25 protein-coding genes, 1 tRNA gene and 1 pseudogene are annotated in these 24,893 nt (G+C 57.3%); 18 read left to right on the plus strand and 9 right to left on the minus strand.

Annotated elements, in window-relative coordinates; genetic code table 11:
• Nucleotides 1–55: 55 nt before the first annotated feature.
• The 5 genes from C1N60_RS03085 to C1N60_RS03105 form a co-directional block, all read right to left on the minus strand.
• The gene (locus C1N60_RS03085) at nt 56–733 is read right to left on the minus strand and encodes a MarC family NAAT transporter (protein ID WP_021506728.1); all 678 of its coding nucleotides are present in this window, start codon (nt 731–733) and stop codon (nt 56–58) included.
• Between the two features lie 541 nt (nt 734–1,274).
• The gene (locus tag C1N60_RS03090) at nt 1,275–1,910 is read right to left on the minus strand and encodes a hypothetical protein (RefSeq protein ID WP_021506729.1); all 636 of its coding nucleotides are present in this window, start codon (nt 1,908–1,910) and stop codon (nt 1,275–1,277) included.
• A 95-nt stretch (nt 1,911–2,005) separates the two neighbouring features.
• Nucleotides 2,006–2,485 (minus strand): carboxymuconolactone decarboxylase family protein, encoded by a 480-nt coding sequence (locus C1N60_RS03095; RefSeq protein WP_021506730.1) that lies wholly within the window; start codon nt 2,483–2,485, stop codon nt 2,006–2,008.
• Nucleotides 2,486–2,497: 12 nt separating this feature from the next.
• Nucleotides 2,498–3,103 (minus strand): FMN-dependent NADH-azoreductase, encoded by a 606-nt coding sequence (locus C1N60_RS03100; RefSeq protein ID WP_241798640.1) that lies wholly within the window; start codon nt 3,101–3,103, stop codon nt 2,498–2,500.
• Between the two features lie 11 nt (nt 3,104–3,114).
• Nucleotides 3,115–3,540: a GNAT family N-acetyltransferase gene (locus C1N60_RS03105; protein WP_159377945.1), complete on the minus strand. Its 426-nt coding sequence runs from the start codon at nt 3,538–3,540 to the stop codon at nt 3,115–3,117.
• A 120-nt stretch (nt 3,541–3,660) separates the two neighbouring features.
• Between C1N60_RS03105 and C1N60_RS03110 the strand changes: the two genes are divergently transcribed.
• Nucleotides 3,661–5,040: a MocR-like pyridoxine biosynthesis transcription factor PdxR gene (locus C1N60_RS03110; protein ID WP_394521379.1), complete on the plus strand. Its 1,380-nt coding sequence runs from the start codon at nt 3,661–3,663 to the stop codon at nt 5,038–5,040.
• 109 nt (nt 5,041–5,149) lie between these two features.
• Here the strand turns inward: C1N60_RS03110 and C1N60_RS03115 are convergent, their stop codons facing one another.
• A complete protein-coding gene (locus tag C1N60_RS03115; protein WP_394521380.1) occupies nt 5,150–5,665 on the minus strand; it encodes a DUF2501 domain-containing protein in 516 nt (171 codons plus the stop codon).
• Between the two features lie 249 nt (nt 5,666–5,914).
• On the opposite strand from C1N60_RS03115, the gene C1N60_RS03120 reads away from it, so the two are divergent.
• The 8 genes and pseudogenes from C1N60_RS03120 to C1N60_RS03155 all read left to right on the plus strand — a co-directional run bounded on the left by C1N60_RS03120 (nt 5,915) and on the right by C1N60_RS03155 (nt 12,360).
• A tRNA-Leu gene (locus tag C1N60_RS03120) sits at nt 5,915–5,999 on the plus strand.
• A 170-nt stretch (nt 6,000–6,169) separates the two neighbouring features.
• Nucleotides 6,170–6,391, plus strand: a pseudogene (locus tag C1N60_RS03125) (integrase); the annotation flags it as partial.
• Nucleotides 6,392–6,454: 63 nt separating this feature from the next.
• Nucleotides 6,455–7,602 (plus strand): IS3 family transposase gene (locus C1N60_RS03130; RefSeq protein ID WP_394520889.1). Its coding sequence is split into 2 segments (ribosomal slippage): nt 6,455–6,692 and nt 6,692–7,602, totalling 1,149 coding nucleotides; the frame shifts between segments, so codons are not numbered across the junction.
• A 742-nt stretch (nt 7,603–8,344) separates the two neighbouring features.
• A complete protein-coding gene (locus C1N60_RS03135) occupies nt 8,345–9,403 on the plus strand; it encodes a hypothetical protein (protein ID WP_394521381.1) in 1,059 nt (352 codons plus the stop codon).
• 147 nt (nt 9,404–9,550) lie between these two features.
• The gene (locus tag C1N60_RS03140; protein ID WP_394521382.1) at nt 9,551–10,429 is read left to right on the plus strand and encodes an AraC family transcriptional regulator; all 879 of its coding nucleotides are present in this window, start codon (nt 9,551–9,553) and stop codon (nt 10,427–10,429) included.
• A 186-nt stretch (nt 10,430–10,615) separates the two neighbouring features.
• Nucleotides 10,616–11,011, plus strand: a complete 396-nt coding sequence (locus C1N60_RS03145; RefSeq protein WP_058776421.1) for a DUF6088 family protein — start codon at nt 10,616–10,618, stop codon at nt 11,009–11,011.
• A complete protein-coding gene (locus tag C1N60_RS03150) occupies nt 11,004–11,960 on the plus strand; it encodes a nucleotidyl transferase AbiEii/AbiGii toxin family protein (RefSeq protein WP_166711125.1) in 957 nt (318 codons plus the stop codon). Before C1N60_RS03145 ends, C1N60_RS03150 begins: the two co-directional genes overlap by 8 nt.
• A gap of 70 nt (nt 11,961–12,030) precedes the next feature.
• On the plus strand, nt 12,031–12,360 hold the full coding sequence (locus tag C1N60_RS03155; protein WP_058757234.1) for a DUF1493 family protein: 330 nt from the start codon (nt 12,031–12,033) through the stop codon (nt 12,358–12,360).
• A 37-nt stretch (nt 12,361–12,397) separates the two neighbouring features.
• On the opposite strand, the gene C1N60_RS03160 is transcribed toward C1N60_RS03155, so the two are convergent.
• A complete protein-coding gene (locus C1N60_RS03160) occupies nt 12,398–13,177 on the minus strand; it encodes an NAD(P)H-dependent oxidoreductase (RefSeq protein ID WP_394521383.1) in 780 nt (259 codons plus the stop codon).
• A gap of 90 nt (nt 13,178–13,267) precedes the next feature.
• On the opposite strand from C1N60_RS03160, the gene C1N60_RS03165 reads away from it, so the two are divergent.
• The 4 genes from C1N60_RS03165 to C1N60_RS03180 all read left to right on the plus strand — a co-directional run bounded on the left by C1N60_RS03165 (nt 13,268) and on the right by C1N60_RS03180 (nt 17,537).
• Nucleotides 13,268–14,158: a LysR family transcriptional regulator gene (locus tag C1N60_RS03165; protein WP_104093746.1), complete on the plus strand. Its 891-nt coding sequence runs from the start codon at nt 13,268–13,270 to the stop codon at nt 14,156–14,158.
• A gap of 160 nt (nt 14,159–14,318) precedes the next feature.
• Nucleotides 14,319–15,188, plus strand: a complete 870-nt coding sequence (locus C1N60_RS03170) for an SDR family oxidoreductase (RefSeq protein ID WP_394521384.1) — start codon at nt 14,319–14,321, stop codon at nt 15,186–15,188.
• 44 nt (nt 15,189–15,232) lie between these two features.
• Entirely contained in the window at nt 15,233–16,411 is a 1,179-nt protein-coding gene (locus C1N60_RS03175) for an arabinose transporter (RefSeq protein WP_394521385.1), read from the plus strand.
• Nucleotides 16,412–16,490: 79 nt separating this feature from the next.
• Nucleotides 16,491–17,537 (plus strand): DUF1176 domain-containing protein, encoded by a 1,047-nt coding sequence (locus tag C1N60_RS03180; RefSeq protein WP_394521386.1) that lies wholly within the window; start codon nt 16,491–16,493, stop codon nt 17,535–17,537.
• Nucleotides 17,538–17,570: 33 nt separating this feature from the next.
• Here C1N60_RS03180 and C1N60_RS03185 read toward each other — a convergent pair whose 3' ends face one another.
• Nucleotides 17,571–18,191, minus strand: coding sequence for a TetR/AcrR family transcriptional regulator (locus C1N60_RS03185; protein WP_394521387.1), 621 nt, complete (start codon nt 18,189–18,191; stop codon nt 17,571–17,573).
• A 321-nt stretch (nt 18,192–18,512) separates the two neighbouring features.
• On the opposite strand from C1N60_RS03185, the gene C1N60_RS03190 reads away from it, so the two are divergent.
• Together C1N60_RS03190 and C1N60_RS03195 are read left to right on the plus strand one after the other, a co-directional pair.
• Nucleotides 18,513–19,652, plus strand: a complete 1,140-nt coding sequence (locus C1N60_RS03190) for an MFS transporter (protein ID WP_394521729.1) — start codon at nt 18,513–18,515, stop codon at nt 19,650–19,652.
• Between the two features lie 70 nt (nt 19,653–19,722).
• A complete protein-coding gene (locus C1N60_RS03195; RefSeq protein WP_394521388.1) occupies nt 19,723–20,676 on the plus strand; it encodes an alpha/beta fold hydrolase in 954 nt (317 codons plus the stop codon).
• A 49-nt stretch (nt 20,677–20,725) separates the two neighbouring features.
• Here C1N60_RS03195 and C1N60_RS03200 read toward each other — a convergent pair whose 3' ends face one another.
• Nucleotides 20,726–21,409, minus strand: coding sequence for a YecA/YgfB family protein (locus C1N60_RS03200; protein WP_088516721.1), 684 nt, complete (start codon nt 21,407–21,409; stop codon nt 20,726–20,728).
• A gap of 206 nt (nt 21,410–21,615) precedes the next feature.
• On the opposite strand from C1N60_RS03200, the gene C1N60_RS03205 reads away from it, so the two are divergent.
• The 3 genes from C1N60_RS03205 (at nt 21,616) to C1N60_RS03215 (ending at nt 24,885) form a co-directional block, all read left to right on the plus strand.
• Entirely contained in the window at nt 21,616–22,635 is a 1,020-nt protein-coding gene (locus C1N60_RS03205; RefSeq protein WP_058780927.1) for an isopenicillin N synthase family dioxygenase, read from the plus strand.
• An 18-nt stretch (nt 22,636–22,653) separates the two neighbouring features.
• Entirely contained in the window at nt 22,654–23,436 is a 783-nt protein-coding gene (locus tag C1N60_RS03210; protein ID WP_394521389.1) for a MetQ/NlpA family ABC transporter substrate-binding protein, read from the plus strand.
• A gap of 111 nt (nt 23,437–23,547) precedes the next feature.
• Nucleotides 23,548–24,885, plus strand: a complete 1,338-nt coding sequence (locus C1N60_RS03215) for a serine hydrolase domain-containing protein (RefSeq protein WP_394521390.1) — start codon at nt 23,548–23,550, stop codon at nt 24,883–24,885.
• Nucleotides 24,886–24,893 lie beyond the last annotated feature (8 nt).

Consider the following 24,893-nt stretch of genomic DNA (forward strand, 5'->3'; position numbering starts at 1 on the left):
GGCGGGCATTGCGCGATGAATCGCACCGCTAGCGTACGGTGCGATTTTTTATTGTTTAATGAAACGTGTGCGCCACTTCCAGCACGCCGTTGATGACAAACTGCACGCCCATACACACCAGTAAAAACCCCATCAGGCGCGAAATCGCTTCGATGCCGCCTTTGCCGACCAGCTTCATGATGGCGCCGGAGCTGCGCAGCGAAATCCATAAAATCACTGCCACCGCCAGGAACGTCAGCACCGGCGCGATGGCCACCACCCACGCGGGGAAATCGACGCCGGCTTTCACCGTCGAGGCCGAACTGATGATCATCGCGATGGTGCCCGGTCCGGCGGTGCTCGGCATTGCCAGCGGCACAAAGGCGATATTCACCGTTTCGCGCGGATCGTCGCTGGCGTCGAGTTCATCCAGCTTGTGTTTGGCCTCCACCGAATGCCCGACCGGTTTGGCGGGGAACAGCATGCGAAAGCCGATAAAGGCGACAATCAGCCCGCCGGCCATGCGCAGCCCGGGAATCGAGATGCCAAAGGTGTGCAGCACCGCGTTACCGGCGTACCAGGCGACCATCATAATCAGGAACACGTAGATCGACGCCTGCAGCGCCTGGCGATTGCGTTCCTGAAAGTTCATGTCACCCGCGAGGCCGAGAAACAGCGCCACGGTGGTTAACGGGTTAGCAAGCGGCAAAATCACCACCAGGCCGAGCCCGATGGCTTTGAACAGTTCCAGCATGATTTATTCCACATCCAGGTGCGCCCATGATGGCGCGGTTAACAGGCACATCATTCAGACGCGCTCTTATTGCACCCAACCCGTAGCGGCGCAATTTATTGCGCATCAGACAGCGATGCGGCTGTCCAGGGCGCGCGAAAAATCGCGCCGCTACAGAATGTGCGATTAACGGGGGCAGACTCAGTCATCTGCATATCCCATCGTGGCGCAAAGCATTCAGACGCGCTCTTATTGCACCCAACCCGTAGCGGCGCAATTTATTGCGCATCAGACAGCGATGCGGCTGTCCAGGGCGCGCGAAAAATCGCGCCGCTACAGAATGTGCGATTAACGGGGGCAGACTCAGTCATCTGCATATCCCATCGTGGCGCAAAGCATTCAGACGCGCTCTTATTGCACCCAACCCGTAGCGGCGCAATTTATTGCGCATCAGACAGCGATGCGGCTGTCCAGGGCGCGCGAAAAATCGCGCCGCTACAGAATGTGCGATTAACGGGACAGAATCAGTCATCTGCATTTCCCATCGTGGCGCAAAGCATCATCAATGCTTCGGCGTTTCCATCGCTTCCAGCAGCTCGGGGAAAAAATCTTCCAGCAAATCCGGCGTCATCAGCTCGGGATAATGAATCAAATGCTCGCGAATGCGTTCATTCACGTCTGGCAGCAGGCGCTGGGCGGCGTCGCTGGCGCTGATTTTCTTCTGCTTCATCAGGCGCAGCACGTTATCCGGCAGGTTATCCTCATCTTCCTCGCTCTCCACGCCTTCCAGATCGTCCAGCTCATCCAGCAATTCCATCAGCGCTTCAATCTGCGGCGTGCGTGACTGATACTCTGCCGGCTTCTCATTCTCCAGATAGCGCAGCAGCGCGCGCACCGGCGAGCCGTCCGGCGTGGCGGGCGGTTCACTGGCGAACCAGCTGAGCAGCGCATGCTGGCTCACCTGATGCACGTGATAACCGTTGTCCACCAGCTCATCGGCGAGGATATCGGCGGTGTCGTGCTCAATCAGGCAAATATGGGTGCGACCCGGCGTGAACTGCTCCAGCCACTGATAAATCTCCTCAATCACGCTGTCGGCGTAATGAAACGTCTGGCTGAGGTAGCTGTCATCCGGCTGGTGAACGCAGATGCGAATCAGGTCGGGATCGAAGTAAATCGCAATGTTGATGCCTTTCATGCGCGGTGTCCTGTGTGGTGCAAAACCTCACTATAGCGTCAGGGCGCGCAGAAAAACATGCTATCGCCAGCAGCCGCAGCCACTGGCGATAAAAATTACCGCAAATCAGCACGATCCAGCCCGTAAGCGCTGTCGAGCGCGCCGGGTGCCATCTGCGACAGGATCATCAGCCGGTTCCAGGTATTGATCACCGCGATCTTAAAGGTCAGCTCGCTGATCTCCACCTCGGAGAAGTGCGCGCGCAGCTCACCGTACAGCGCCTCGTCAACGCCGTGCTCGCCAATGCGCGTCAGCGCTTCGGTCAGAGCAAAGGCGGTTTTCTCGCGCGCGCTGAACAGCGGCGATTCGCGCCAGATCGCCACATGGTGCAGCCGCAGCTCATGCTCGCCGTCAATCGCCGCCTGCTTGATGTGCATGTCAAGGCAGAACGCGCAGTGGTTGAGCTGCGAGGCGCGGATATCCACCAGATGCCTGAGCGACTTCTCCAGCGACGCGCTGGCGACGCTATTCGACAAATCCGACATCGCTTTGGCCAGCGCCGGGGTGGTTTTAAAATGGTTAACGCGTTGAGTCATGATTTTCCTCCGTCAGAACAGACGTTCAATGGTTTCGAGTGCTTCGGGTAATGCGCGGGCACGGCTGAGCGGGTCGTGCGTGCCGTCGACGCGGATAAACTGCACATCGCTGATGCCGATGTACGCCAGCGCCGCGCGCACGTACGGCGTGAACTGGTCATCCTGCATAAAGGGCCCGTGGGCAAACACGCTGCCGCTGGCCATCACGCAGTAAACTTTTTTGCCACTCACCAGCCCGACTTTGGTGCCTTCAGGCGTAAAGGCGAAAGTGCGGCCGGCGCGGGTAATATGGTCGAACCAGGCTTTCAGCACCGACGGCAGCCCGAGGTTCCACATCGGCGATGAGATAACCAGGGTGTCGCAGGCAAACAGCTGATCCACCAGCCGTTCCGAGGTGCGAATGGCGTTACGCTGCGCTTCATCACGCGCCTCCGGTGGGGTAAAAAAAGCCCTGATGGTGAAAGCATCGAGATGCGGCAGCGGCTGTTGCGCCAGATCCAGCACCGTCTCGTGCAGATCGTGATGGCGGCTGCGCAGCTTTTCGATCAGACGCGCTGAGGCGATGCGCGACGCCGATCCCGCCAGATCCGGGCTGACTTTAATGTGCAGCACATTCATGCAGTGGTTCCTCATACGATAGAGCGATAAAAATGCAGGCCGAGCGCCTGATAGCCGCAGCGCTGATAAAACGCCTGCGCCCGGGTGTTACTGATTGCGGTATCCAGCACCATGCGGCTGCAGCCGTACTCACGCGCCAGCACCGCTAAGCCGTCGAGCAGCGCGGCGCCGAAGCCCTGACCGCGCAGCGCGGGATCGCTTACCAGGTCATCGACGTAGCAGAAGCTGCCGTGGATAAAATTCTCCAGCAGGCGATAACCGGCCAGCACCGCCGGCTGTCCCTGATGTTCGATACCGGCGAGGTGATAACCCTGCGCCTGCTGACGCTGCGCCTGAGCGATAAACTGCGCCTCATCCGCCAGCCGCCCGCGCAGCGCACGCATCAGCGGGTAGCAGCGCGCGAGTTGTTCTGCGGTGGCGTAATGCACAATCTTCATGGCTGTCATCCGTATTGCGGGGGGAATGCCTGCATCTTAAACTGCTATGTCTGAGCGAACAGGGCCATTATGCGTGAAAACAGGTAGGACATAGCGCAGTGGCTGAGAAAGGAGTGACGCGTGGGTTACAAAGAGATTTACCAGCGCTTCCGGCAGCAGATTCTTGCCGGACAGCTTCGGCCGGGCGACCGCGTACTGGCGATCCGCGTGCTGGCGGGCGAGCTGCAGGTGGCGCGTAAAACGGTGGAGGCCGCCTATGAAATCCTTATCGGCGAAGGCTATTTTGTCAGCCAGGGTGCGAAGGGCACGCGCGTCAATCCACAGCTGAAGCTGGCGAGCGCAGCTACGCCACCGCGCGCACCGGTGACGACGCCCGCGCTGCTGCCGGTGACCGAGGGCAAAGGCGAGCTGCGGCTCGGCATCCCGGCGCTGGACGAGTTTCCGCACAAGAAGTGGCGGCTGCTGTCGGCGAAAGCGGCGCGCAGCCTGCGACCGGACGAGATGATGATACCGCCGGTGATGGGATATGCGCCGCTGCGGGCGGCCATCGCCAGCTACCTGAACATTTCGCGCGGCCTCAACTGCCAGCCGGAGCAGATCTTCATCACCAGTGGCTACCGCGCTAACCTGCGACTGATTCTGGCGGTGCTGGCGCAGCCGGGCGACAAAGTGCTGTTCGAAGATCCCGGCTACTTCTTCGGCCAGCAGCTGCTGAAGCGCATCGCACCCAATCTGCACTATGTGCCGGTGGATGGGCAGGGCGTCGACGTGGATTATCTGCTGCGCTATCACGCCGACGCGCGCTTTGCGGTAGTGACGCCAACGCACCAGAGCCCGCTGGCGGTTAGCCTGTCGCTGCCGCGCAAACATCAGCTGCTGGCGTGGGCGCAGCAGCATGACAGCTGGATTATTGAAGATGATTACGACGGCGAATTTCACTACACGCGCAAGGTGATTCCGGCGCTGAAAAGCCTGGATGTGCACGACCGGGTGATCTACACCGGCACCTTCAGCAAAACCATGATGCCGGCGATGCGCATCGGCTATCTGGTGATGCCGCAGCACACGCTGGCGCAGTTCGGCGAGCTGGGCGAGATTCTGGAAACTGGCCTGCCGCTGCTGCCACAGAAGATCCTCGCGCAGTTCCTCAGCGAAGGGCATTTTTATCGCCACATCAAGAAGATGCGCATCCTGTATCAGCAGCGCCGCCGCATGATGCTGGAGGCCATCGAAGCCTGTTTTCCGGGGCTGTTTACCTTTGAACTGACCGACGGTGGTATGCACATCGTGGCGTTTCTGCGGCGTGGCACCCAGGACGTGGCACTGGCGACGCTGTGGGCGCAGCAGGCGCTATACGCGCGGCCGCTGTCGGGCTGGTACGCGCAGACGCAAAAGCGCTATGGCCTGGTGATTGGCTACACCAATATCCAGTCGTTTGAACAGGCGCGGGCGCTGCTGGCGCGCGTGATGGATGAGACGCGGGCGTTGTTGAGGGCTTAGCGGCAGCGTGGCGAGAGAAGAGGGCGCGGGGGACAGCCCGCGCCGGCTGGCATAAGGTGAGCGGCGATTCAGACGGCAGGAAGGCGGCCTCTGAACCCACGCGAAGGAATCACATGCCGATGTATTTTTTGCCCTGCTTCAGCACCACATCGCAGGCTTTGGTTTTCAGCTTCTCACCCATTGGCGAGTTGCTCAGGCTCTGCAGATTCAGCTGCTGGCCGTTGCCGGTGTTCAGCAGGCCCTGCAGCCCCTGCTGGTAATCGGTTTTCTGCTGCTGCGCGGTGCTGCTGCTCAGGCCCAGCTTGCTCAGCACCTGATCCTTCACCGACTTCACGTTGTTATCCACCACGTTGTGCTGCACGCAATACTCCATCACGCCGGCGGCATTGGTCATGCTGTTGGCGCTCACCGCTTTATCGCCGCCGTTCAGCAGGCCGCTGAGCGAAGAGAGCGACAGTCCGCCGTTCTGCGTATTGCTGGTGGTGGTGTTGCCGCTGTTCTGCTGCGACAGCTGCGATGCGGCGCTGCTCAGCTGATCCTGCCAGCTCGCCGCCGATGCGCTACCGGCCACCAGTGCCGCCGCGATACCCCATCCCCAAACTAACCGTTGTGTTGCTTTTTTCATCTCAACCTCGTTGTGCTTATACGTCTGACTGCGTCAGTTGTGGTTAAGAGGCATGTGGCGGCAGAAAGTTCCGGAGAAGTGGCCGCCGCGCGCGAGTTTGGGAGTGTTCCGGAGGCGATTGCCGGGGTTTTGCGCAGCGTTTTTGGCAGCGCTGCTTTTTTCGACGCTTAGCGCACATCCCCATCGATTCCGGTTGCGCCGCAAGCGCGTAACGGTATAATCGCCCACGTTTTCCGCATCCTCTTCAGTGCCGAAGTGGCGAAATCGGTAGACGCAGTTGATTCAAAATCAACCGTAGAAATACGTGCCGGTTCGAGTCCGGCCTTCGGCACCATCTGATGCAACTTAAGTCGCTTACGAGCGGCTTTTTTTGTGCCTGAAATTCAGTAGCTGCAAGGCTTTTTTTGATTTTCACTTAGCTTAAGTCAACCTGATTCAATCAACATCAATTTACTGATGCGGGTACAACTGCAGGTATTTCCCGGTTCGATAATGTTTGTACCCACCTTGTTGATGTTCATTCGCTCTAGCGAATTGCGTTTTGCTCATTGGTCTGAAATAGATTTTGAAACATCAATGTGGACGATACCCGCAGAGCGCGATGCTATTGAAGGGATAAGGTACTCTCAGCGCGGCTCAAAAATGCGTACATCTCATTTGGTGCCGCAATCTCTGCAGGCGTTAGCAATCCTTAAACAGGTACACAAACTTAGTGGCGATCGCGATTGAATCGCCACGGCTTTAACAGACACCTCGGAGTCATTTAAGATGGCTTAAAGAGAGGTGCCCATGAGCGGTAAGCGTTATCCCGAAGAGTTTAAAATCGAAGCAGTCAAACAGGTTGTTGATCGCGGTCATTCTGTTTCCAGCGTTGCAACACGTCTCGATATCACCACCCACAGTCTTTACGCCTGGATAAAGAAGTACGGCCCGGACTCATCCACTAATAAAGAACAGTCAGATGCTCAGGCCGAGATCCGCCGACTCCAGAAAGAGCTGAAGCGGGTTACCGACGAGAGAGACATACTAAAAAAAGCCGCGGCGTACTTCGCAAAACTGTCCGACTGAGGTACGCCTTTATCCGCGACAACCGCCGTTGCTGGCCTGTTCGTTTGCTCTGTCGGGTTCTGGACGTCCATCCGAGTGGATTTTATGTCTGGCTTCAGCAGCCACATTCACAGCGTCACCAGGCAGACCAGATGCTGACCGGGCAGATCAAACAGTTCTGGCTTGCGTCTGGCTGCGTCTATGGTTATCGCAAGATCCATCTGGACCTGCGGGATAGCGGGCAGCAGTGCGGAGTGAACCGGGTCTGGCGGCTGATGAAGCGTGCCGGTATAAAAGCTCAGGTTGGGTACCGTAGCCCACGGGCACGTAAAGGCGAAGCCAGCATCGTGGTACCGAACAGGCTCCAGCGGCAGTTCAATCCGGACTCACCAGATGAGCGTTGGGTGACGGACATAACCTACATCCGAACTCACGAAGGCTGGCTGTATCTGGCCGTGGTGGTTGACCTGTTCTCCCGGAAAGTTGTCGGCTGGTCAATGCAACCCCGCATGACAAAAGAGATTGTCCTGAACGCATTATTAATGGCGGTGTGGAGGCGTAATCCTCAAAAACAGGTACTGGTTCATTCTGATCAGGGCAGTCAATACACGAGCCATGAGTGGCAATCGTTCCTGAAATCACACGGTCTGGAAGGCAGCATGAGTCGTCGCGGTAACTGTCACGACAACGCGGTTGCGGAAAGCTTTTTCCAGCTACTGAAACGCGAACGGATTAAGGAAAAGATCTACGGAACACGGGAAGAAGCCCGCAGTGATATTTTTGATTACATCGAAATGTTTTATAACAGTAAGCGTCGGCATGGCTCGAGCGATCAGATGCCACCAACTGAATACGAAAACAAATATTATCAACGGCTCGAAAGTGTCTAGATTATCCGTGGCGATTCAGTTTTAACAAAAGGCTTGAGTTATAATGTTTATATAGAACATTGACCATTAACTTTTAATTTGAGATATGATAACATGTTTTTGCACCATTCTTTGAAATATAAATAGACAATGAAAAATAGAAAGTTATATTGATTTACCTTTCAGGCTCGAATATATGAGCTGCCTTTTTTTGGCTGTTTAGAAAAGTGTTAGAAGGCATGAGTGATAAAAAGTACGTATTGATAAAGTCATAACGGGGAATGGTATTCCTGTACGTATAGGAGATTAGTTTTTCTGAAAGGTAATTTTAAAAATAGTGATATTTTATTTAAGGTGGGGTAAAAATTAAACAAAAATATCCATAGTCACTGAAGCCTATCCTTCATGATGTTAGCATAAGTCATTGCTTTAGCTATAGATATAAAGCTTGAGCAGGATTTTTTCTGAAGCGCAGATAGATGACATAATAAATTTCGCGCGAGAAGAGATACGTATCGGTAATGAATTTAATAGAAAGTGTATAACAATAACTTTTTGCTTGATAAAGGTAATGAAACTAAAGCATTCGAATGCACATGTTATCGCTTAGGTTTTTTTATGTTGCATTGGTTTTTTGATGATTAAATTAAATCAACTGCTTTCCACATCTTTTAATTATAGTGATTTAGTTTTTTCTTTGTTTTGTTTTTTATGTTATTTTAATGATTTTATTTTTCATATCAAAAAGTAAATGGGGTTGAGAATGAATGAAAATAAAAATTTGGAAGAAAATTACCTGAGTGATTTCAAATATTTCGTTAAAGGGTTGGGAGTTGTGATTCCTTTGTTAGGTCCAATGATAATAATTTATGGGGGAGTGCTGTTATTAAATATTTGCCTATCATATAATATAGACTTTGTTGATATGGTAAAAGTGAATGTTTTGGTTGTATTTGGATCGGCATCCTTTATCATCACTATGATAATTTCAGCGTCGTTGACAATAATTATTTTTAGTCAGCATTTCACTGCTCGATTCCTCGTTAAAAATTTAATATATTGTTCTAAGGTTAAATCGATAAGAAGATATCCAATCATTTTTTTGTTTTTAGGGTGTTTTTTGTTATCATCCTGGCCATACTTTATCCTGCTAGAAAACTTAACATTGATTATTTTTTCAATGTTCTTAATTGCTGTGGTTTTTGCTATGTATATCATGGCTTTGACTAAGTATAGGACTAAGAATATCACGCTTTATAAGCGCCTTATTCATGTAATCCATTGTCTAATGGCTTTATTCTCACCAATGTTTTTTGGATGTCTTGGTTTCGCCATAATAGTCATGATTTTTCAAGATAGCCTTGGAGGCGTCAGTTTGTTTAAAGCTTGCATGACCGTTTCTATCCTGTACTACTTGGTAATATTCCTCACTTTCCAAATGGCGCTGGCTTATAAAACACATAAAGAATTGACATTTTATTGCTTGGTTTTTTTTGTTTGCTTCTTCATGGTCTTTTCCCTTAAGTTTTCAGATGGTATTTTGATAAAGGTTATAGGCAGGGTGGGATTAGGTTTTGCATCTGAATGTTATTTAAAATCTGATTATGAAGAGCTTAAAATTCCTGATGTTTTCTCAAGGGAAACGATGAGTGATAAGATTATTCAACTTTCTGTGGTAACACATTTAGATAATATTTATTACCTAACAAGTAATTTAAGTCCAGCATCTCCAGCACAATTAAGATTTGAATCCGAAAAGCTTAAAAGGATTGGCTGTCCCCCACTTAATAATAAAATCATATCAAATGCGAATGGAAGATAATCCGTTTTTAGTAGATAAAACGTCTTTGATTGATTTGTTAAAGCAAGATGTATTCAAAATGACATCCCTACAGCGGCATTAATTGAGCAAGATCCATCAGGCCCACTCTCCGCCGCACGGGCATACTCATTCCCCAGAGAGGATGCTATGCCAGTAAACAAAAACCATCACCGCGAGACCTACCGCAAGCGCTTTGACAAGGTGTTCGACTACATCGAACGTCATCTTGATGAAGCGCTGCTGCTGGAGCAACTGAGTGAAGTGACGCACTTTTCGCCGTACCACTTTCACCGCCAGTTCAGCGCCTGGTGCGGCATGCCGCCCGGGCGTTACATCCAGCTGATGCGGCTCAAACGGGCGTCGTACCGGCTGGCATTCAATCCGCACGAGAAAATCATTGAGATTGCGCTCGATGCCGGTTTTCAGCATGCCGAATCATTCAGTCGCGCCTTTAAACAGGTATTTGACGTGACGCCGAGTGAGTTTCGTCAGCAGCCGGTATGGATTACCTGGCATCAGCGCATGCCTCAGCCACCCGTCAAACGGAGAGAGAGTATGTCAGTTGAGATTAAAATGTTTGCCACCACGCCGGTGGCGATGCTCACGCATCACGGCGATCCGCAGCGCATCAACGAAACGGCAGCGCAGTTTATTGCCTGGCGCAAAAGTAGCGGCGCATCGCCGGTGCGCAGCAGCCAGACGTTTGGTATCGCGCCGCACGATCCGGCCAGCACGCCAGCCGCGGATTTTCAGTATCACCTCTGCGGCTCGGTGACTGCACCGATTAACGAAGACAACGCCTTTGGCGTCGTTAACAGCACCATTCCCGGCGGACGCTGCGCGGTGCTGCGTCATCACGGTTCGCACAGCGCGCTGACCGAGCTGGCGCGTTCGCTCTATAGCGAATGGCTGCCGGCCAGCGGCGAAGAGCTGCGCGATTTCCCGCTGTTCTTCCACTATCACAACTTCGTGCATGAAGTGGCGGAACACGAATTGCTGACGGATATTTATCTGCCGCTTAAGTGATGAGGAATCCCGATGGCGAAGGTCATCGGGAATGACTTCATGCAGTAACACTGTCTGCTAACCTGAAACCTTAATTATGCTGAAACCTGCTGAGAGCAAGGCCTGCAGAAGACTTGATGTCGTATGTTTGCTTTCCATAATGTCGTATGTTTGCTATGATGAAAAAATGAACAGAGAGGACGCAACATGACTATTAAAGCGCGCATGCAGTCACGGCTGAAACGCTCTAAGCGTTATGTTTTCACGCGTGATGACTTCAACGATCTTGCCGGTTACGACCAGATTGGCCGTGTACTGCGGGAACTGGTGAACGAAGGTCAGCTGCTTAAGGTCGGCTATGGTGTGTACACCAAAGCAAGAAAGAACGCGATTACGGGCAAGGTAATGCCTGCTGCACCCGGCGGTTCTGCTGCCGTTGTCATCGAGACGCTCGAACGTCTGAAGGTTGATTATCGTCTGGTTGGCGCGTCGGATGCCTATAACAGTGGGAAAACCACGCAGATTCCTGCATCCATGCAGATCAAAACGTCGCCACGTTTTAAACGCACCTTGTCAGTAGGAAGCAGTAAATTAAATGGATGACTTCATAGCGTTATTTCCTGATGTAGCCGATGCATTAGGCATCGAGTCTGTCGCTATCGTGGAAAAGGATTTCTATATTGTTGAATTGCTGCGGCTGTTACAGCCTTTGAACTTCGGGAGCCATCAGCTGGTATTTTGTGGTGGAACCGCTTTATCTAAGGCGGGTATTGCGCTTAACCGCATGTCTGAAGATGTGGATATCAAGCTTGTTCCCGTCGCCGATTTCTTTGATAAAAACTCACGCACGCAGCGCAAAGCCATTCGTAAACACATCATCGCCGAAATAACGGAAGCTATAGCCGCTTCAGCGTTTTTTCGTTTTGATGAGGCATACCCTAAAACTATTCGCGATGAGTATCGTTATAGTGAACTTCCCATTCGTTATCCGCAGAAATACGCTCAGGTGCCATGCCTGAGGCCCTTCATTAAGCTGGAGATCATTGAGGCGACATTACTTGAACCGCCAGAAAAGCGTGATATTCAGTCGCTTGTCACTTCCCTGACACAACAAGGCGTTACGGTGCCGGGTTTTCCCTGTGCAACAGTGCTCGCTACCCAGGCGGAAAAGCTGGTGTCCATGATGCGCCGCACTGCGGCACGCATCAGAAGGCCGCAAAGGGAAGACGATGCATCTTTAGTACGGCATGTGTACGATAATTTCTGCATTACTCGCACCCATAAGATTGATTTAGCACGGCTAAAAGCATATGTGCGTCAATGTATTAAAGAGGATATCGAGCGGTATGGTATTCAATATCCCGAATTCTGCACCTCCCCAATTGCAGAACTCAGAATGGGTTTAGAAGAGCTGGCAGAGAATCCTGTTCACCGCCAGCGTTATCAGCAATTCGTTGTGCCCATGGTTTACGGCCAGTCTCCGGCTTCCTGGGAGGAGGCATTTGCCCGTTTTCGGCAGACGGCTATTGAGGTCCTCAGCGCCGCACGTTAATGCTTAGGCGAAGAGGGCAAGGCATGGCAAAATGCCCTGCGATCCTATCAGCACAGGCGAAGAGGCGACGATGACAGAGCAACTCGAACAGCGTATCTATGAACTGGTGCGGCGCTATGACGGCGTGTATCTGTTCAAGCAGAAAACGCTCACGCCGCAGATTGATATCGACAGCGATCTCAACTTCGAGCGCGACGAAGCCGCCGCGCTGATGGAGGAGTTTTTCAGCGAGTTCGCGGTCGATCGCGCGAATTTCGCCATTGAAACCTACTACCCGGACGAACCGTCGCTGGCGCAAATCCTCAACCCGTTCAATAAACGTGAAGTGCCGGTAGTGCCGGATTTCACGCTGGGCATGCTGATTGCGTCGGCGCAGGCGGGGCGCTGGCTGTTTGAATAATGCGGCAGCGCGCCGCTGCGGTTTGGCGGCCTGCGGCTCAGCGCGCCACGTGCACGCCAAATCCGCGCTCACCTTCCGCAAGATCCTCGCGCAGCGTCAGCGCCGGAATCGCATATTCACCGCCGTTCTGGCGACGGAAGGCAATCGGTTGATCCTGCGCTAAGCGATCCAGTCGTTGCGCCAGCGCGGCGCACCAGTCGGCAAAGCGCTCCTGCGCCGACTTCTGCACGCGATACAGCACCAGCGGTGGCAACACGCTGAAGCCGGGATAGAACAGCATGCCGTGCTGGATCGGGAACAGCAGATCCTCAATCGGGCCGTTGATGCCGCGCGGCGCGTAGTGCGACTCCCAGCCGCCGGTGGTCACCACCAGCATGGCGCGCTTGCCGGCGAGCGTGCCTTCGCCGTAGCGATCGCCCCAGTGATGATCGTTGTGCTCGCCGACGCCATAGGCAAAACCGTTGGCATAAACGCGGTCAAACCAGCCTTTCATGATTGCCGGCATCGAAAACCACCACAGCGGAAACTGAAAAATCACCGTGTCGGCCCAGCGCAGCTTCTCCTGCTCGGCGGCAATGTCCGCTGCCTGCAGCTGGTTGTCGTAGGCGAAACGCGAATCCAGCGTGGCATCAAAATGCGCGCCCACCGGGGGCGCCAGCGTATCGGCGGCATCCAGCGGCGCTTTCCACTGCATGGCGTACAGATCCGAAACCTGCACCTGATGGCCCGCCTGCTGCAGATGATTCACGGCAAAGTCTTTCAGCGATCCATTCAGCGAGCGCGGTTCCGGATGGGCATACACAATCAAAACATTCATGGCGGTATCCTGTGAGATGAAAACCGCTGCAGGTTAAGCCAGCGCTGGTTATAGTAGAAATCAATTACTGATATCTCAGGTATAGATGGCATGAATATGCACTCGCTGGATTTGAATCTGCTGCACACCTTAGACGTGCTGCTGGTGGAACAGAACGTGACGCGGGCGGCGCAGCGCCTCAATCTGTCGCAGCCGTCGGTGAGCGCCCAGCTGGCGCGCCTGCGGGTGCTGTTTGACGATCCGCTGCTGTTGCCCGGTCCGCGCGGCATGCTGCCCACCGCCCGCGCCGAGGCCCTGCGCGAACCGCTGCGTCTGGCGCTGGAAGCGCTGGAGCGCGCGGTGGCACCGCCGGCAGCGTTCGATCCGGCGCGCGCGGAGCTCACCTGGCGCATTGCCGCCACCGATTACATGTCATCGGCGCTGATCCTGCCGGCGCTGAAACTCATTCGTGAAGCGGCCCCGCGCAGCCGCATGGCGGTGTTTGCACTCAATCCGCCGCAGGTAGCGCAGCAGCTGGAGAAGGGCGAGCTGGATATGGTGTTTCACACCGGCGACAACGCGCCGCCGACGCTGCATCAGCGCCGCTTGTTCAGCGAGCGCTACGTGCTGGCTGGCCGGCACGATCATCCGCAGCTGCAGCAGCCCCTGACGCTGGACCGTTTTTGTCAGCTGGAGTTTGTGATGGTTTCGCCGGATGGCGGCGGCTTCAGTGCGGCCACCGATCGCGCGCTGGCAACGCTCGGCCGCACGCGCCGCGTCGCGCTCTCAGTGCCGCATTTTCTGTTTATGCTCGACACGCTGGCCAGCAGCGATTTGGTCGCTGTACTGCCGGAGCGCCTGGTGCGAAACGCGCCGCAGCTCACCGTACTTGCACCGCCGCTACAGATTGAAGGATTTGACATCCTGATGCTGTGGCACGAGCGCCTGCATCGCGATCCCGCCCAGCAGTGGCTGCGCCAGCAAATTGTCGCGGCACTGTAAACCTGAACTCTCGCCGAATAAGTAGTGGTCTTCATGCTCTCAGGCCTTGCCCGACAAGGCTTGCTCCTGCATTGCTGATGCGATTAGCGCCACCGCTCCACAGCACGCATCATATCAACACGACGAAACACTCGCGTTTTAACGTGCAGGAGAGAAGACCATGCAGATATTTGTCACCGGTGCCACCGGCTGGGTAGGTTCAGCGGTGGTGGAAGAGTTGATCGCGGCGGGCCATCAGGTGACAGGGCTGGCGCGTTCGGCGGAAAAAGCCGTGGCGCTGGCCGTCACTGGCGCACAGGTTATTCGCGGTTCGCTGGAGGATGCTGACGTGCTGCGTGACGCCGCGCGTTCTACGGACGCCATCATTCATACCGCCTTTAACCACGATTTCTCGCGCTTCGTGCAGAACTGCGAGCAGGACCGTCAGGTAATCGAGCTGCTCGGCGAGGCGATTGCCGGATCGGATCGCATGCTGCTGGTGACGTCCGGCCTGTCCGGTATGGCGCGCGGGGCGACGGAACTGGATCAGCCGCAGCCGGTGTCACCGCGTCAGTCGGAAGCGGCGGCGCAGGCGCTGTCGCAGCGCGGCGTGCATGTGGCGACAGTGCGGCTGGCGCCGTCAGTGCATGGTCTCGGCGACCACGGTTTTGTGCCGATTCTGGTGCGGCTGGCGCGTGAGAGCGGGATTTCCGCCTGGTGCGGCAGCGGTGAGAACTGCTGGTCCGGCGTGCACCGTCGCGATGCGGCGCGCGTCTATCGGCTGGCGCTGGAGCAGGGCGTCACCGAACGCGTTTATCACGCGGTGGCCGATGAGGCGGTGCCGTTCCGCGCAATCGCGGAGACGATTGGACGCCAGCTCGGATTGCCCAGCGGCGAGCGCGACCGGGCTCATTTTGGCTGGTTCGCCAACATGGCGGCGGGCAACATGGCGGTCTCCAGCCAGCGCACGCGCACGCTGCTGGACTGGTCTGCAACCCGCCCGGACCTGCTGAGCGAGCTCGATACGCCTGCCTATTACACCCATCTCTGATATCACGCTGCCGCTGCGTGCGGCAGTTTTTCTGGATTATATCAATGAAAAGTAATGTATTTATCACCTTGCTGCCGGTGACGCTGGCGGTGTTTATCGCTTTTCTCACCATGGGGATGCAGCTGCCGGTGCTGCCGCTGCATCTGCAGCAGAACCTCGGCATGGATACGCTGGCGATCGGCACGGTCATCGGCGCGCAGTTTGTCGTGTCGCTGCTGACGCGTTCGTGGGCGGGCAACTTCGCCGATATGCGCGGCGCGAAACGTGCGGTGCTGGCCGGGCTGTTGGTGGTGGCGAGTTCCGGTGTGATCTACCTGATTTCGCTGCTGTTCATTGATCGGCCTGCCAGCTCAGTGGCCATTCTGCTGCTGGGGCGTGTGGTACTGGCGCTGGGCGAGAGCCTGCTGGCCACCGGCGCGCTCGGCTGGGGACTCGGACTGGTGGGACCGGCCAATGCTGGTAAAGTGATGGCGTGGATCGGTATCGCGATTTACGGCGCCTGGGCGCTGGGTGCGCCGCTGGGCGTGGCGATTTATCACGGCTGGCACTTCACCGGCATCGCCATGGCGATCATCGTGGTACCGCTGCTGCCGCTGATGTTTATCACCCAGGTGCGCGCCGTCGCGCCGACCTCGACCAAACGCACGCCGTTCTACAAAGTCATGGGCGCGGTATGGCGGCCCGGGCTGGGTCTGGCGCTCGCCAGCGTCGGTTTTGGCATGATCACCGCGTTTATCGCGCTGCTGTTTGCGGCCAGGGCCTGGGGCAACGCGTCGCTGGCGTTCACCGCGTTTGGCGTGGCGTTTATCGCGGCGCGCCTGTTCTTTGCCCATCTGCCGGATAAGCTGGGCGGCGCGCGTGTCGCGCTGGTATGCGTGCTGATTGAAGCCTGCGGTCAGCTGCTGATTTGGGGCGCTGATGACGCGACTCTGGTTTATCTCGGCGCGGCGCTGACCGGTTTTGGCTATTCGCTGGCCTTTCCGGCGTTCGGCGTGGAAGCGGTACGCCGTGCGCCGCCGCACACCCGCAGCCTGGCGATGGGGGCTTACGTGGCGTTTCTTGATATCGCCCTGGCAGTCACCAGTCCGCTGGCGGGTGCGCTGGCCGCCCACCGCGGCGTGGCTTCGGTGTATCTCGCTGGCGCGATTGCCGTGGCGCTGGCGATGCTGGTGGCGCTGAGCCTGATGGCGCGTCAGCCACAACCACAGACAGCGATGGAATAAGACCCGCCGCAAAAAATTCACTTCTCCCGCGCCGCAAAAATCATCACACTAGCCACCTTTACCATTAGGGAGAGATGGCATGAAAAGCCGATTGCTGCTGGCGCTGACGCTGTTCGCCAGCCTGAGCACGCCGTTGTGGGCCGATGAAGGCGTCTCGTTTAGCCATAAAGACTGGGAGCTGGCTTGTGATAATACGCTGACCTGCCGCGCCGCCGGCTACAGCGCCGAAGAGGGCGCGGGCGGATCGGTACTGCTGACGCGCGCCGGCGGGCCAGACAGCCTGACGCACGGGCGCGTGTTGCTGGCCGATACCGGCGACGATGATGCGCAGCAGGTGAATGCGCTGGCGCTGTGGATTGACGATCGCGCGCTGGGCGAAGTCAGCAAAGCGGAGAACGATGAGTGGACGCTGAGCGACGCGCAGACCCAGGCGCTGATCGCCGCCATCAAAGGCAGCGCCAGAGTGGAGTTTCGCGGTGCGGCCGAGCCGTTTGAGCTCTCCGGCAACGGGGCCTTTGCCACGCTGTTAAAAATGGATGAGGCGCAGGGACGGCTGAACACGCCGGGCGCGCTGGTGCGCAAGGGTAATCAGCCGGAAGCCAGCGTACCGGCGGCAATGGCGATGCCGGTGATTCAGCAGGTCCATGTGCTGAAAGCCGCGCCGCGCCCGCTGACGTCGGACGAACTGGCGCAGGTCAAGCCAAAGCTGATTGCCTCGCTGACCGACGACGACAGCTGTGACAATCTCGCGCCGTCCGACGATCAGCCGGAAGAGGGCGCAGAACCGCCTACGCTGACGCCGGTGGATGCGCAGCACGTGCTGATCGCCGCGCTGTGCTGGCGCGGGGCTTACAACGAAGGCTACGGTTTCTGGCTGCTGGATAACGCGCTGCAGGGCACGCCGCAGCTGATCACCGATTCCGGATCTGATTATCACGACGGCGTGATCAGCGAAGCGCAGAAAGGTCGTGGCATTGGTGACTGTTGGAGCACCGCTGCATGGGTGTGGGATGGCCGCCAGTTTGTGCAGAGCAGCGAGGCCACCACCGGCATGTGTCGTGCCATCCGCGCCGGCGGCGCATGGCAGCTGCCAACGCTGGTCACCGAAGTCAAACCGGCGGGGTAATGCTCAGCGCGCAACGCCGGGCGGCAGGGATGCTTAATCCGTCACAGATTTTGCCGCGTCCCACACGGCCATGACGTGGGCGATGGCGGTATCGATCTGCGCGCCGTTGACGCCGTCGCGCACCAGCACCGACACGCCCAGCAGAAAAGCGTCGAGGGCTATGGCGAGGGCGGCGGCATCGGTGTCGGCGCGCAGTTCGCCGCTGTCGATGCCGCGCTGCACGCAGGCCGTCATGCCTGCCAGCGTGCGGGCGCGTGAGCGCGCCAGCGGCTGCGTGACGTCCGCGTGTTCGGCGGAAGGCGCACTCATCACGCCCAGGCCGACCATACATCCCAGCGGATGGCCGGACTCACACTGCATTCTGGCCGAGCGCCGCAGCGCGTTCTCCATTGCGGTACGGGGCGGCAGGCTGTTATCCCACAGCGGCTCCACTACCTGCGCGTAAGTCGACAGATAGCGCTGCACACACTCCTGAAACAGCGCCTGCTTCGAGCCAAAGGCCGCGTAAAAGCTCGGTGCGGAAATACCGCCGGCAATTCCCGCCTTCAGCTGCGTTAACGATGTCGACTCATAGCCGTGCTGCCAGAAAATCTTCATCGCCTGTTCAATGGCCGCATCACGATCGAACGTACGCGGCCGTCCCATAGTGGCCATCTCAGTGCTCCGTTAAGCTCAATGTTTAAATACTAATCGATACATAAGTCGTTGACAACGGTCTCGCGCGTCAATTAATGTATCGATCAGTATATATTTGTGCCGGCGGGCGGCGGATAGCGTATCCGCAGGGTTGTTCCTGAACCGTAACAGGTTGTCGTACTTCGCCAATTTATATACTGATCGGTACATATAATTTCAATGACCGGCGCGCGCCTCAACTGCACGCTGATGACATCGGGAACGCTGATTGTGACGACTTTGAATACCGCCGCGGATAAAACCCGGCCGCTACCGCTGGGCGCGCTGCTGGCGCTGGCCATGACCGGTTTTATCTGCATCATCACCGAAACCTTACCGGCCGGACTGCTGCCGCAGATGGCGGCGGGCCTCGGCGTTTCCACCGCGCTGGCCGGGCAGACCGTAACCGTTTATGCGCTTGGCTCGCTGCTGGCGGCGATTCCGCTGACCATCGCCACTCAGGGCTGGCGCCGCCGTAACGTGCTGTTACTGGCTATTGTCGGTTTCCTGATTTTCAACTCCATCACCACGTTCTCGACCCACTTCGCACTGACGCTGGTGGCGCGCTTTTTCGCCGGCGCAGCGGCGGGGCTCGCCTGGAGCCTGCTGGCCGGCTATGCGCGGCGCATGGTGCCGGTCCATCAGCAGGGCAAAGCGCTCGCCGTGGCGATGGTCGGCACACCGATTGCGCTGGCGCTGGGCGTTCCCGTCGGCACCTGGCTGGGCACGGCGGTGGGCTGGCGCACGGCGTTCGGCATCATGTCGGCGCTGACGCTGCTGCTGATCGGCTGGGTGCTGCTGCGGGTGCCTGACTATCCGGGACAAAGCAGCGATCAGCGTCTGCCGCTGCGCACGGTGTTCATAACGCCAGGCGTGCGCCCGGTGCTGGGCGTGGTGCTGGCGTGGATGACGGCGCACAACATTCTCTACACCTACATTGCGCCGTTCGTTAGCCAGGCGGGCCTCGCCGGGCAGGTGGACAGCGTGCTGCTGGTGTTTGGCATCGCGGCGCTGGCGGCTATCGGCCTGGCCGGTCGCCTCGTCGATCACCACCTGCGAGTCGCCGTGCTCGGCAGTCTGGCGCTGTTTGCGCTGGTCTCGCTGCTGTTCATCTGGCTGGCGCGCTTGCCGCTGCTGGTTTATGTCGGCGTGGCGCTGTGGGGGCTGACGTTTGGCGGGGCGGCCACGCTGCTGCAAACGGCGCTGGCGGATGCGGCGGGCGAGGGCGCGGATGTGGCGCTGTCGATGAACGTGGTGGTGTGGAACAGCGCGATTGCCGGCGGCGGTCTGGCCGGTGGCGTGTTGCTTACTCACTGGGGCGTGGCGTCTTTCCCGCTGGCGCTGCTGTTGCTGCTGGCGGTTGGCTTCCTCATCGCACTGCAGGCGCGTCAGCACGGTTTTCAGGCCGGCGCGCGGCACCAGCGCGTACAAGGCCACTGACCTGCCGGGCTGACTTAAAAATTTAACCCACTGTTTTAAATGGCATTATCACAAAATGGAGATCAGTCACGTGTTCAAAAAATTACTGTTAACCCTGCTACTTGCCTCGACCGCGCTGTTTTCCGCCGCCGGCACCGCCGCGTATGAATTCCCGCTGCCCGCCGGTTTCACCAGCAGCTATCAAACTGTGGATGGCGTGCGCCTGCATTATGTGAAGGGCGGCAGCGGACCGCTGGTATATCTGGTGCACGGTTTCGGGCAGACGTGGTACGAGTGGCACCAGCTGATGCCGGAACTGGCAAAAAACCACACCGTCGTGGCGGTGGATCTGCCGGGGCTGGGGCAGTCTGACGTGCCGCATTCGTATCGCGCCACCGATGTCGCACCGCTGCTTTATCAGCTGGCACAACAGTTCGCCGGCGGCAAAAAGTTCGATCTGGTGGCGCACGACATTGGCATCTGGAATACCTATCCGCTGCTGGTGAAACATCAGGACAACATCCGCCGCGCCATCTTTATGGAAGCGCCGATCCCGGATGAAAGCATCTATCAGTTCCCGGCCTTTACGCCCGAAGGCGAATCCCTGGTGTGGCACTTCAGCTTCTTTGCGGCGCAGGGACAGCTCGCTGAGCAGCTGATCGCCGGTAAAGAGCGCCTGTTCTTCGAGCATTTCATCAAAGAACATGCCGCCAACAAAGCGGTGTTCACCCCGGCGCTGCTCGATCTTTACAGCAAATCCTATGCAAAACCGCACAGCCTGAATGCCGCCTTTGAATATTACCGCGTGCTGAATCAGGGAGTGGCGGACAATAAAGTGCTCTCCCGCGAGAAAATTGCTGTGCCGATGCTGGCGATCGGCGGTGGCGGTCACGGCGGACTGGGTGCTTATGAGCAGCAGGTGGTCAGCCGCTACGCCTCGCAGGTCACCGGCAAAGTATTACCTGGCTGCGGTCACTGGTTACCTGAAGAGTGCCCTGCGCCGCTGAATGCGGCGGTGATGGCGTTTCTCGCGTCCGGGAAATAACGCGGTGCGCAGGCCAGTTTTAGCGCTGGCCTGCATAGACGTGAGCGTCTCAGGCTTTATTCAGGCAGCACTGCTTAAACTTTTTGCCGCTGCCGCACGGGCAGGGATCGTTGCGGCCGGTTTTTTCACCGGCAAAATGCGGCAGCTGCGGGGCCGGATCGGGCTGCGCCATGCGCTGTTCCTGCCAGTACTCGTGCAGTTCCAGCGCCGCCGGGCGGATCGCCTCGATGCTGGCCTCAAACGCGTCCGGGGTGAAGGCTTCACGCTGCGCCAGCTGCTCTTCACTGCCGTGCAGCGCAATCGCCTGCAGCGCCGGTTGCTGTGCCGCCGGCAGCTGCGACCAGTCTGCATCCAGCGCCACGCCGCGCATATAGCCGTAGCACCAGTCTTCCACCACGGTAAACAGCTGGCCTTCCATCTCCTGCTCGCCGAACAGCGGATCAAACTGCTCTGGGTACTCCGCCAGCCGCTCGGCGATGTCGTTAAAGTGCTGGAAGGTCAGCGCCATGAAGCGGTCCATTTCGCGCGCGTTCGCCCACTGAGGAATCTTCTTCTCACCGCCCCAGATCGCCACCAGCCATTCGCTCGGTTCGATATCGTTCGGGCCGGAGAGCAGGGCGGTCAGCATGCCGTCCAGTTCGGCGGTGTCCACCACGGAGTGTTCGTTGCCATATTTTTCCAGCATGTCATCAAGCCAGTTCAGCTCTTTTTCGGTTAACGGACCCTGATTCATCCGGCGTCTCCTGCGGTGTGCATTGGTGGGCAAAAATTGCTGGGCGCGATTATAGCGGCAGCGCGCCTGATTTACCGCTTTTTGCATATCGATAGCCGAAGTGCGCCTAAAAAGGAATCGCCATAACTTATCGCGCAACAGTATTGGCGGGAAACGGCGGCGAATGTCAGCGTAAACGCAGGATTTACCGATAGCGAGGAGACAACATTATGGCGGATACCCTGCCAGTACTGGATCTGGCTCTGCTGGAACTACCGGACGCAGAGCAGGCAGCTTACCTGGCGCAGCTGCGGGAGACCGCGCGTGACGTCGGTTTCTTCTATCTGGTTAATCACGGCATCAACCCGCAACTGCTGCACAACGTGCAGAGTATCACGCGGGCGTTTTTTGCCCTGCCGCAGGCGGAGAAGCAGCGCGTGGCGATGATCCACTCGCCGCATTTTCGCGGCTACAACCACGCCGGTGTGGAATACACCCGCGACCAGCGCGATCAGCGTGAACAGTTTGATATCGGTGCCGAACGCGCGGCGCTGACGCTGCAGCCGGGCGATCCGGCGTGGAAACGGCTGCAGGGGCCCAACTTATGGCCGGAGGCGTTACCGCAATTGCGTCCGGTGATGCACGCCTGGCAGCAGGCGATGACCGCCATCGCGCTGCGCCTGCTGCGGGCCTTTGCCAAAGCGCTGGCGCTGCCGCCGGATGCGTTCGACGCGCTGTATGGCACCCAGCCCAATGAGCACATCAAGCTGATTCGTTATCCCGGTCAGGCAGCAGAAGCCAGCCAGCAGGGCGTAGGCGCACACAAAGACTCCGGTTTCCTCACCTTTTTGCTGCAGGACGATCAGCCCGGTTTGCAGGTGGAAGTGTCACCCGGTCACTGGGTGGATGCGCTGCCAAAGCCGGGCGCGTTTGTGGTCAACATCGGCGAACTGCTGGAGATTGCCAGCAATGGGTATCTGCGCGCCACCGTGCACCGCGTGGTGTCGCCGCCGGCTAATCGTGAACGCGTGTCGATCGCTTTTTTCCTCGGTGCGCAGCTGGACGCCGAAGTACCGCTGTATCAGTTGCCGCCGCAGCTGGCGGCAGAAGCCCACGGCCCGACCAGCGATCCTGACAATCCGCTGCTGCGCGAAGTGGGCTGGAACTACCTCAAAGGGCGTCTGCGTTCCCATCGCGATGTGGCGCAGCGCTATTACGCTGATGCATTAAGCACAGTGAAATCATAAGAAACGTAAGGAAAGCCCATGCAGAAAACGATGATAGCGTCACTGGCCCTGATGGCCCTGTTCAGCAGCGTGGCGTCCGCCGCGGCACTGCGCGTGGCCGCCGATCCGGTGCCGCACAGTGAGATTCTCAACTACATCAAACAAACCGACAAACAGCTCGACCTGAAGGTCATCGAGCTTAACGGCAATTTAAATGCCAACGAGCTGCTGGCGCGTGGCGATGTTGATGCCAACTATTTCCAGCATGTGCCTTATCTGCGCGATCAGGAAAAAGCGCTGGGCGAAAAATTTGCCGTGGTGGCGACCGTGCATATTGAGCCACTCGGGATTTATTCGCACAAAGTTAAATCCCTGAAAGATCTGCCGGATGGCGCGCAGGTGGCGGTGCCCAACAACGTCACTAACCTGAGCCGTGCGCTCTATCTGCTGCAGGCCAACGGCCTGATTACGCTGAAAAGCCGCAGTTCCAGTACACTGGTGACTACGGCGGACATCAGTGACAACCCGCACCATCTGAAGATCATTGAAGTTGAAGCGCCGCAACTGCCGCGCGCGCTGGATGATGCGCAGCTGGCGATTATTAACGGTAACTATGCCCTGCAGGCCGGGCTGGTGCCGTCAAAAGACGCGCTGGCGCTGGAACAGGCAAAGGATAATCCGTATGCCAACGTGCTGGTCACCACGCCAAAGCTGGCCAGCGACCCGCGCATTCTCGCGTTAGCGAAAGATCTCGAATCAAAGCAAACTGCTGAATTTATCAACCAGCACTACAAAGGATCGGTTATCCCGGTTAATCAATAATGCCCGGCGCCACCTGCGGCTGACAGGTGGCGCACCCGCTGTTCTGTGGTATATTTCGCCACCAACACCAGTGGCACCTGCTGCATAACATAAAAAATAACTTATCAATTGATGGCTACTTCCCGCTTCGTCAGGCTTCAGCGGCTGACGCTTTCTCGCGCATGGTTTCATCTGCGGCTGTCAGCCCTGTGTCTGCTGCTCAGCGGCTGTGGGACGCTGTCGCAAACGTCCGCGCCGGTGGGCGATCGCGTATACCTTTCCCATGCCTCCTTCCATGAAAACGTCGATGACATTGTGCGCCACTACATGCAGCAAAAGCAGGTAGCGGGCATCAGCATCGCCATTATTCATCAGCGCGGCGCGCCGCAGTTTTACAGCTATGGCGTCACCGATGCGCGTCAGCGTTATCCCATCACGCCGGATACGCTGTTTGCGCTGGGATCGCTGAGCAAAGGCGTTACCGCGGAGGTCATTATCGGGCTGGTGGATCGCGGCGAGCTGCACTGGAACGACACGCTGGCCACGCTGCTGCCGCGCGGCGTGCCGCTGAGTGAGGATGCAAAACGCATCACGCTGCTGCAGCTGGTCACGCACACCTCGGGGCTGCCGCGTCAGGATATGGATCTGCCGATGTTCCTGAAATTTATGGCTTACCTGCGCAGCGGCGAAAATTTTTACAGCAATCTGGATAGCGATGCCGTGCTGAGTTATCTGGCCGATTTCAGCGCCCCCGCGCACCCGGCGGCGCAGTATTCCAATCTCGGCTATGCGCTGCTGGGCTATATTCTGCAGCATCGCCTGCATCAGGACATTGAAACGCTGGCGCAGCATCAGCTGTTTGGTCCGCTCGGCATGACCAGCAGCAGCTTCCATCCGCAAACCCTGCGCGGCTATCCGTGGCGCGCGCTGGGCCACGCCGGCGATCAGCCGAAACTGATCGCGCGTGGTCAGCTGACGCCGGACTGGGCCTTTCGCGGCAATATGGTGGCGGCCGCCAGCCTGTACAGCAATGCGCGCGATCTGATTCGCTACCTCGATGCGCATCTGCACAGCGATGCGCACGGCGCGCTCGGTCAGGCGCTGGCGCAGGTCAATCATCCTTATGAGCAGCATGGCAATCAGGCGCAGAATATCGCCTGGGTAACCGATACCTATGGTCAGCAGCAGATCACTTATCAGGTGGGGTATATTGGCGGTTATGCCAGTTTTATCGGCTACGATCGCGTCCACGGCAATGCCATCGTGGTGCTGCAGAATGCCTTCAACTGGAGCAACTATCTCGGCATTGCGCTGCTGCGTGATTTGGCGCGTAAAGATCGCCGGGATATGAACACGGTTGCTTGCAATTTTGCTGCTCAGCAAAGCGCGCCGCCTGAGGTATGCTGTGGAGCGAAATTTGACGCGCTAAGCGCGGCGCGGGAACCTTCCGCACGTGGCGCTTGTCAGTAAATGGGACA

This window comes from Pantoea sp. SGAir0184 (genome assembly GCF_043544755.1).

Bases quoted from the DNA above. Each gene is read 5' to 3' on its own strand.
- C1N60_RS03085 (WP_021506728.1), bottom strand. From the start codon at position 733: ATGCTGGAACTGTTCAAAGCCATCGGGCTCGGCCTGGTGGTGATTTTG.
- C1N60_RS03090 (WP_021506729.1), bottom strand. From the start codon at position 1,910: ATGAAAGGCATCAACATTGCGATTTACTTCGATCCCGACCTGATTCGC.
- C1N60_RS03095 (WP_021506730.1), bottom strand. From the start codon at position 2,485: ATGACTCAACGCGTTAACCATTTTAAAACCACCCCGGCGCTGGCCAAA.
- C1N60_RS03100 (WP_241798640.1), bottom strand. From the start codon at position 3,103: ATGAATGTGCTGCACATTAAAGTCAGCCCGGATCTGGCGGGATCGGCG.
- C1N60_RS03105 (WP_159377945.1), bottom strand. From the start codon at position 3,540: ATGAAGATTGTGCATTACGCCACCGCAGAACAACTCGCGCGCTGCTAC.
- C1N60_RS03115 (WP_394521380.1), bottom strand. From the start codon at position 5,665: ATGAAAAAAGCAACACAACGGTTAGTTTGGGGATGGGGTATCGCGGCG.
- C1N60_RS03135 (WP_394521381.1), top strand. From the start codon at position 8,345: ATGAATGAAAATAAAAATTTGGAAGAAAATTACCTGAGTGATTTCAAA.
- C1N60_RS03140 (WP_394521382.1), top strand. From the start codon at position 9,551: ATGCCAGTAAACAAAAACCATCACCGCGAGACCTACCGCAAGCGCTTT.
- C1N60_RS03145 (WP_058776421.1), top strand. From the start codon at position 10,616: ATGACTATTAAAGCGCGCATGCAGTCACGGCTGAAACGCTCTAAGCGT.
- C1N60_RS03150 (WP_166711125.1), top strand. From the start codon at position 11,004: ATGGATGACTTCATAGCGTTATTTCCTGATGTAGCCGATGCATTAGGC.
- C1N60_RS03155 (WP_058757234.1), top strand. From the start codon at position 12,031: ATGACAGAGCAACTCGAACAGCGTATCTATGAACTGGTGCGGCGCTAT.
- C1N60_RS03160 (WP_394521383.1), bottom strand. From the start codon at position 13,177: ATGAATGTTTTGATTGTGTATGCCCATCCGGAACCGCGCTCGCTGAAT.
- C1N60_RS03165 (WP_104093746.1), top strand. From the start codon at position 13,268: ATGAATATGCACTCGCTGGATTTGAATCTGCTGCACACCTTAGACGTG.
- C1N60_RS03170 (WP_394521384.1), top strand. From the start codon at position 14,319: ATGCAGATATTTGTCACCGGTGCCACCGGCTGGGTAGGTTCAGCGGTG.
- C1N60_RS03175 (WP_394521385.1), top strand. From the start codon at position 15,233: ATGAAAAGTAATGTATTTATCACCTTGCTGCCGGTGACGCTGGCGGTG.
- C1N60_RS03180 (WP_394521386.1), top strand. From the start codon at position 16,491: ATGAAAAGCCGATTGCTGCTGGCGCTGACGCTGTTCGCCAGCCTGAGC.
- C1N60_RS03185 (WP_394521387.1), bottom strand. From the start codon at position 18,191: ATGGCCACTATGGGACGGCCGCGTACGTTCGATCGTGATGCGGCCATT.
- C1N60_RS03190 (WP_394521729.1), top strand. From the start codon at position 18,513: ATGACCGGTTTTATCTGCATCATCACCGAAACCTTACCGGCCGGACTG.
- C1N60_RS03200 (WP_088516721.1), bottom strand. From the start codon at position 21,409: ATGAATCAGGGTCCGTTAACCGAAAAAGAGCTGAACTGGCTTGATGAC.
- C1N60_RS03210 (WP_394521389.1), top strand. From the start codon at position 22,654: ATGCAGAAAACGATGATAGCGTCACTGGCCCTGATGGCCCTGTTCAGC.
- C1N60_RS03215 (WP_394521390.1), top strand. From the start codon at position 23,548: ATGGCTACTTCCCGCTTCGTCAGGCTTCAGCGGCTGACGCTTTCTCGC.